Annotated in this window: 6 protein-coding genes; all 6 read right to left on the bottom strand. The window is 68.3% G+C overall.

The window, feature by feature from the left end; all coding sequences use genetic code 11:
* Window positions 1-618 (bottom strand): polysaccharide pyruvyl transferase family protein (locus QZV72_RS11640; protein WP_297008662.1); only part of this gene is annotated, 618 nt, incomplete at its 3' end.
* Window positions 600-1,868: a hypothetical protein gene (locus QZV72_RS11635; protein WP_297008660.1), complete on the bottom strand. Its 1,269-nt coding sequence runs from the start codon at window positions 1,866-1,868 to the stop codon at window positions 600-602. The genes QZV72_RS11640 and QZV72_RS11635, both read right to left, overlap by 19 nt.
* The gene (locus QZV72_RS11630; protein WP_297008658.1) at window positions 1,865-2,953 is read right to left on the bottom strand and encodes an acyltransferase family protein; all 1,089 of its coding nucleotides are present in this window, start codon (window positions 2,951-2,953) and stop codon (window positions 1,865-1,867) included. Before QZV72_RS11630 ends, QZV72_RS11635 begins: the two co-directional genes overlap by 4 nt.
* Window positions 2,954-3,075: 122 nt before the next feature.
* Window positions 3,076-5,844 carry a polysaccharide biosynthesis tyrosine autokinase gene (locus tag QZV72_RS11625; RefSeq protein ID WP_297008657.1) on the bottom strand — a complete coding sequence of 923 codons (2,769 nt, stop codon included), beginning with the start codon at window positions 5,842-5,844 and terminating at the stop codon, window positions 3,076-3,078.
* The gene (locus QZV72_RS11620; protein WP_297008656.1) at window positions 5,841-6,941 is read right to left on the bottom strand and encodes a glycosyltransferase; all 1,101 of its coding nucleotides are present in this window, start codon (window positions 6,939-6,941) and stop codon (window positions 5,841-5,843) included. The genes QZV72_RS11625 and QZV72_RS11620 overlap by 4 nt, the downstream gene beginning before the upstream one ends.
* Window positions 6,942-6,962: 21 nt before the next feature.
* A partial coding sequence (locus tag QZV72_RS11615; protein WP_297008655.1) for a sugar transferase occupies window positions 6,963-7,415 on the bottom strand: 453 nt, incomplete at its 5' end.

The following is a 7,415-nucleotide window of genomic DNA, read 5'->3' as shown; positions in this document are numbered from 1 at the left end:
TCCTCCGGTGCGGTCTCCGTCCCCGGACCCCGTCGTCTCCGGAGCACCGTCGAACCGTGAGGTGAAGTCCGGGGAGGCGATCGCGAGGTCCGGCATGCGCACCGCGTTGTCCGGACCGACGTCCGGACCGACGTCCGGACCGAGCTCCTGCATCGACCGGTCGTCACGCACCATGACCAGGGACAGTCGCCGCAGCAGTGGTGCGCAGAGTGCCCGGGTGCCGCCGCGGAGCGGACCGATGCTCTGCGGAAGATAGACGGTGGGTGAGGAGGTGAGGGCGGCGGCGACCAGTTGCGGTCCCATGACCAGGGCACACTTCAACGCTTCCGTGACCCTTCCTGCCCGCAGGTAGCCTCCACCGACCCCGACGACCAGGTCATATCTGTCGAGTCTGCACAGCATCCGCAGATAGTCACGCCGCCAGCCGAGGGCAGAGGGACGGGAACTGTGGAGGGTCACCGGAAGATGACGGAAGCTCTCCGGGTCGGAGGCGCACAGGGTGATGTCCGTGTCCCCGCCCAGGGCTTCCCTGAGAAGTGCCACGGTCTCCTCGACGAGAAGACCGTCACCCCGGTTCCTCGAGCTGTATCCGTGCAGGATCAGCGCCTTGCTTTCCATGTGGACTTCCTTTCGCGGGACGGTGAGGGGGTGTGTGGGACGGCGTCCGCCGGGGGCAGGAGGACGAGCGGGACAAATGCCGCGGCACTGACAAGCTGCGCCACCGCGATGGCGGTGAGCAGCGGACCGTCCGACAGGGTGAGCAGGGAGACGCCGAGGATCGTGGGCCGGATCACCGACCAGACGAGGCACAGTGAATCTCTGCCGGTGATGTAGGGGACCTTCGCCACCAGTGACGTCACCAGGGAACCGAGAGTGAACACACCCAGGCAGAGGAGGGTACGGACCGTGACGTCCGGGCCGTCTGCCGCGAAGACCACGGCAGCGACGACGACGACCGCGGAGAAGAACGCCAGGACGACACCGGACCAGAGGCCCCGGAGAGTCCAGCTGCGGACAGTCCCCGGGTCTCCCCGGCGTACGGCGTCCGAGATCTTCATCTCGAAGCCCGGCGCGACGACCTGCTGTGCGAGGCCCGAGAATCCGCCGGTCAGTCGCAGCGCCACCGCCCACATCTCCTGGTACGCGCCGAGGAAGGGGGTGGCGAAGGCCTGGATCTGGAAGGCGAGGTCGGTGAGCAGCTGTGCACCGGTGGCGCGCAGTGACTGTGCCAGGTACCTGCGGTGTCCGCTGTCGAAGAGTCTGGTGACATCCCGGACGAAGGCGGGGATGATCCGGTCTGTGGTCCCGGCGAGCATGACGGTCGCACCGATGATCGTGATTGTCCCCGCGACCACGACGAGACCCGCCCGGAACGGAACCAGGAATACGACGATGAGCGTTCCGGTGACGTTGATCACGCCGTAGACGACCCGCGCCCGGGCGTAGACGTCGATCCGACGTTCCCGGGTAACGACCGCCACGGCCGCGAAGTACATCCCGTGGGTGAAGGTGAGCAGTGCACCCCAGGCGACCACACCGGCCCAGTAGTCGGACGGTCCGCTGAGCGCGGCCGCGACGACCAGCAGCACAGCGGTGCCGGTCGCCAGCCCGGCGAAGGCGGTCGAGGACGCCGTCCTCACGAGACTCTCCGGGACGGCGAGGTAACGCCCGGGGTAGGCGAAGGTCACCGCCCTGCAGAGGAGACCGGACAGTGCCAACGGAACCACCAGGTAGGTCAGCTGGTCCATCTGGCGTCCGAGGACGGGTATCAGCATCGCCACGAAGTTCATCGCCTGGGCGATCCCGGAGAGCCCGTAGCTCCGGAACCTCCTGACAAGCCCGAAGACCGGGCGTGCACCGGTGCTCATTTCTTCACCTTCTCGCCCAGTATGATCCGTCCGATCTGGACCGGTCCGATCCTGACGTGCCTCAGGACGATGACGCCGAGGACCGGGGCGAAGACGCCGCCCACCGACAGGATGATGAACCGCGGGAGGTCAGCGTCCAGTCCGACGGCACCGGTGACCGCGCGGAACGCACCCACCGCGAAAGAGTGGAGGAGGTAGATCCCCGACGAGTACGCGCCGATCCAGGCCAGGACCCGGGATTTCAGGGACCATCCCAGGAAGGCGACCGGGAAGAGCACGCCCAGGGCGATGCCCACGAGACTGTGGCGGGTCTCGAACCGTTCGAGGTGACCGGTGAGCGACAGCTGCACCAGCACCACCGGTACCAGCAGAATGAGGGTGACCGGCACAGCGGTCATGGTGCGCTGCGGGATGAGACGGAACCTGAATGTCCCGACACCCGCGAGGAAGAACGGAAGGAAGGACAGTGCGGTCCCGAGCTGGAGGGTCTCCACCGTTTCTGGCCTGGTGAACAGTGAGATCAGCACCGACGCCGCGAACAGTCCCCCGAAAGCCCACGGTGAACGCAGGAGTCCCAGGGAATCGAGCAACGTCACCAGGGCGAAGAGCCAGAAGGTGGACAGCAGGAACCAGTAGGGGCTCAGCGAGTTGATCCACCACAGCAGGGGGTCGGGGTCCACGGTGCCGTTGATCCCGGGTGCGTACATCTGGGTGAGCCCGAGCACCGGGATGAAGATCACGTAGGGGACGAGAAGTCGCCGGACCTTCTTGCCCATGAACTCCGGGTACGCCCGGATGTCCGACAGTGGGCGCCACGCGTAGACGAGTCCGGAGAGGAAGGTGAACAACGGCATGCGGAGGTACTGGACCGAGTCACAGTAGTAGCGGAAGGCACTGTCGTCGGCGACATGGATGCCCGCTGCGGCCGTGTCCCCGATGACATGGAAGGTGACCAGCAGTATGCATGCCAGACCGCGGAGAGTGTCGACGGGAATGTTCCGGCCGGAGGCGGCACGGTGCCTGTCCCCGTCAGCGGAACCGGCCGACGGGGGCGTGGAGGAGAGGATCGTCTGATCGGACGTCATGGCAGTTCGTCCTGTAGGGGTGGGGGAGCGGACACGGGTGGGGGAAGGGGTGAAGCCGGTGAGGGGGGAACGGGGTGGACGGGGAGGGGGAGGGAGAGTCCGGCCGGCTCCGTCCGTCGAGTTCAGCGGTCGGGGTCGGGACGGGGGGTACCGTCGGGTACCTCGACGCTGACGGAGTCCTGTGCGCCCGTGGAGGTGGCGCGTCCGGCGTCCTCCCCGGCGTCTGCGTCCGGGAGGTCCGGGGTGGTTGCGGTGTCCGGGGCGGTTGCGGTGGACCCGTGACCGTACGCGCCGTAGCCGTTGTACCTGCCGTACCTTCCCTTCGGTGCCGGGGTCCGGGTGAGGACGGCACCCAGGATCCGGGAGTTCACGGCGGTGAGGTTGTCTGCCGCCGCGGTGAGCTGGTCGGTGGTGGTGCCGTTGTACCGCACCGTGATCAGCACCCCGTCCGCGGAAGAGGCGACCAGCGCACCGTCGGTGACGGGCAGCACCGGGGACGCGTCGAGGATGACATGGTCGAAACGGGCGGCGAGCCGGGTGAGGATCTCCCCGAAGCGCCTGGATCCCAGCAGTTCTGCAGGGTTCGGCGGAATCGGACCGGAGGCGACGACACTCAGCCCCTCTGTGGCGGTCGACTGGATGACGTCACCGATGTCCGCCCGGCCTGACAGGGCGGTGGACAGGCCCACCGCACTCTGGAGATTGTCGCCCACGTAGTTCGTGACACTCGGGTCACGCAGGTCGGCGTCGACCAGGCAGACGTTCTCACCGTCATCGGCCAGGGCGAGGGCCAGGTTCACCGCCAGGGTGGACTTGCCGTCACCGGGCATCGCCGAGGTGACGGCCAGAACGGTGGGGTCATTGTCGACGTCGAGGAACCTGAGGTTCGTGCGCAGTTCCCGCAGCTGTTCGGCGGCCGGGGCGGGGGCGCCGGAGAAGTCGAGGGTGTGGTGCTCGACGAGGGCGTCGGTGGTGCCGACGCTGCCGATGACAGGGGCGTCGACGATGTCCCGGATGGTCGCGGGATCGGTGATCCTGCGGTCGACCAGGCCCCGGCACACGGCGGCGACAGCGCCCACCACAAGTCCCGCAGCCAGTCCGAGGGCGGTGTTCAGGGCCATGTCCGGGGACGAGGGTGATGTCGGTGTCACCGCCTCGTTGAGCAGCGCGAGCTGCGGGGCGCCGGCCGCTCCGGGAGCGGAGGTCTGTTCGTTGATCTCACGGACCATCTGCTGCAGCTGGGTTGCCGCAGAGTTCGCCACATTCCGTGAGAGCACGGGATCCCCGGACACGGCCGTGAGATCGAGGATGACGGTGTCCTTGTGGGCTCCGGCGTCGAGCATCGCCATGACCTCGTCAGGTGTGCGGTCGAGGCCGAGCTGGTCGACGACGCGCCGGCTCAGTGCCCGGCCGTTGGCCACCTCCGCGTAGGACCCGACCTGCTTCTGGCTGAGCAGGACGCCCTGGTAGGCGTCACCCGAACCGCCGGTGGACGCCGTTCCCACGTACACCTGGGCGGTCGCCGTGTACTCCTCGGTCATGAGAGCGGTGGCGCCCCAGCCGGCGAGGGCGCCCACGAGCGCGCCGACGAGGAGCATCCACCAGGACCTGCGCAGATGACCCAGGTGGTCGACGAGCACGTTGCGGGTGGAGAACGTTCCACCGGCTGAAGACGTGGTGGAGGCTGGTGAAGTCCGGGAGATCATGGTGGTCCTTAGTCGTCGGGAAGGTGGCGGGCAGTGGATCGGGTGTCCGGTACTTGTCTCACCGGGAGGGTCGTCGCCGGGGTCCGGCACGGTGTTCTGTGCAGCCTGGCGGCCGGCCAGCGCCACCGCGCCGACGATGAGCGGAAGGATCGGTGTGGTGTGCCGCAGGGCGGAACCCCAGTCAGGTTCGAACAATCCCTGGACGACGAGAAAAGCCAGGGGAAGTGCGGTGAACCGGGCCAGCAGCGGGTTCCCCCGGCCCGCCGTGCCGGCGGCCCGGACCGCACTGGTCCAGATGAGCGCGAAGAGGATCCCGATCACCAGGTAGTACGGTGAGAACTTCGCCAGCATCGGCAGGGGGATGATGAAGAACAGTGAGGTCAGGGTGGAGTTCAGGACGCCGCCGAGCGGTTCCGGGGCGCTGACGAACCGGGTGATCAGCGAGCCGGTGTTCGCCTGCCTGTCGGCGGTGTCGTTGGCGTCGACGCGGAAACTGTCCGCGGGTACGCCCATCACGGTCCACACCGCCAGTCCGGTGACCACCGCGACACCGACGATCATCCACACCACCTGTGCGGTGGTGCGGGTCGCGGGGCCGGCCGGGCGTCGGCTGAGCAGTACCCGGAAGACCACGTAGAGGCCCGTGACGATGAACCAGTAGGTGCGGAACTCCGCCCCCAGCAGTGCCATGGTCGCGACAACGAGGATCTCGCCGAGGAGGTTGACCGGCATCAGCACGATGACCAGCATCGCCAGGGAGATGACCACCTCCTTGGTGTAGGCCGCCTGGTACACGCCGACGGCCAGGGGGGTGACCAGCGCGAGCACCAGGGCGGGGGTGCTCAGGTGGACACTGTCCACACGTGTCAGCACGGCCCCGAGGACGGCTGCGCCGATGACGACGCCGAGGGCGGCGGCGGCTGTCGGGGTCTCCACCATGCCGATGCGGGTGTAGAACGCGGCGATGGCACTGTACGAACCTGCGCCGAGGTCCGCCGCGTCGAAGGGTGACGACATGATCCAGCGGATGGTGGTGGCGTCATTGCCGAATCCGCCGAACAGTCCGGTGAGCCTGGGACGGATGAGCAGCCCCACCGCCAGTGCGACCGCGCCGAGGCACACCCCGAGGACCGGGGGCGACGAGGCCGGCCCCCGGATGTGACGGTTGTCGGTCCGTGGAGTCACAACTCTGCCTTCCGGTCGGAGGTTCTCCCCACCGCCAGGTCATAAACCGAGGTGAGCCGGTCCCGCTGGGTCTGCGGGGAGTGTGCACGGTCAAGCGACGTCCAGTCCGCCGGGTCCCTGCCCGTGGTGAGGATCCCGACGGCCTTGCGCGCGGCGTCCTCCGGAGTGCTGAACCTCGCCTCGGCCGGGCACTCCTGCAGAGCCGGGATGTCCCGGACGAGGAGGGGGACGCCGATCCTGCGGACCTCGAGGACCGACATGGGGAACCCGTCCCACCTGGCGGTGTGGACCACCACGGACAGTTCTGCGATGCGCTGGTGCAGCTCATCTCCGCTGAGCCAGCCGGTGACCTCGACCCCGGCGTCCTCGAGAGCGGGAATGAGGGAGCTGTCTTTGCCGTCCCCGTCCCCGATCCACACGAGGCGGGTCTCCGGCAGCTCCTCGCGGATCAGCCGGGCGGTAGCGGCGAAGAAAGCCGGGTCGCGTTGCGGGGTCACCCGGGAGACCACGCCCACCGTCCGTGGGAGCGCGGGTGACCAGCTGTCCGCGGGGGCGGGGTGGTCCTCGGCGAGCACGTTCGGGACCACGGTGACAGGCACTGTCCACGGCAGCCCGTGTCCGAGCCCGCACATGAGCTCACCCTCCCGCACCGCGCAGGGCGCCCCCACGGTGGTCAACGGGTAGAGCATCTTCTCCAGCAGCCGGAAGGCGTGGCGTTGCGTGGAGGTGATGTCGGCCCGCTCGAAGGCGAAACTGTGCGGGGTGTACACCACCGGGACGGCGTCGCGGCCGGGTGTCATGCGGTCAAGTGCTGCGGCGAGGCGGACGTAGACCCCGGCGAAACTGGAGTGGGCGTGGACGATGTCCGGGCGCAGTTCGGCGACAGCGTCGCGGACCGCGCGCACCGCGGCGAGGGGGGACGCCGGGAGTTCCCGGTCCCCGGTGAAGACACCGGGGCTGCGTGGGGCGGGCGGGGACGAGCCGCGGGCGTTGTCGGACAGCAGCAGGTGCCTGTGGTCGGGCAGAAGTCGGGCGTACTGCTCGACTGCGGTGGCTACTCCACCGTGGTAGCAGTCGGTGACGTGCAGGATCTTCATGGTTGTTCCGGCTTCCCCGGCTCAGTAGGCGCCACGTGACAGGGCCACGGCGCGGAACGTGCGCGCGATGGTCTTGACGTCCAGGGCGAGCGACCAGTTGTCCACGTAGTAGAGGTCGAGCCGCTCAGCCTGCTCAGGGGTCAGGTCGGAGCGGCCGGAGACCTGCCACAGGCCGGTGATGCCGGGGCGGACCTCCATGCGCATCCGCATGTCGGGGCTGAAGGCGTCCACCTCGTGGCTGAGGTGGGGGCGGGGTCCGACGACACTCATCGTGCCGAGCAGGGAATTGAAGAACTGGGGCAGCTCGTCGATGCTGGTCCTGCGGAGGAACCTGCCGACCTTCGTGATCCGCGGATCGTCCTTCATCTTGAACAGTCCCTCGGCGCCGGTCTCCTCGCGCAGTTTCTGCAGCCGCCCGTCGGCGTCGGTGTGCATGCTGCGGAACTTGAAGATCCGGAAGGTCGCCCCGTGGTA

Origin of the sequence: uncultured Corynebacterium sp. (genome assembly GCF_902782855.1) — a bacterium.
Lineage (GTDB): Bacteria > Actinomycetota > Actinomycetes > Mycobacteriales > Mycobacteriaceae > Corynebacterium.
The sequence above is the reverse complement of the archived record's forward strand: the minus strand, read 5'-3'. Positions and strand labels throughout refer to the sequence as shown.

What these genes read in the sequence shown, in the direction of transcription:
- QZV72_RS11630 (WP_297008658.1), bottom strand. Translation starts at nt 2,953, where the DNA reads ATGACGTCCGATCAGACGATCCTCTCCTCCACGCCCCCGTCGGCCGGT.
- QZV72_RS11620 (WP_297008656.1), bottom strand. Translation starts at nt 6,941, where the DNA reads ATGAAGATCCTGCACGTCACCGACTGCTACCACGGTGGAGTAGCCACC.
- QZV72_RS11635 (WP_297008660.1), bottom strand. Translation starts at nt 1,868, where the DNA reads ATGAGCACCGGTGCACGCCCGGTCTTCGGGCTTGTCAGGAGGTTCCGG.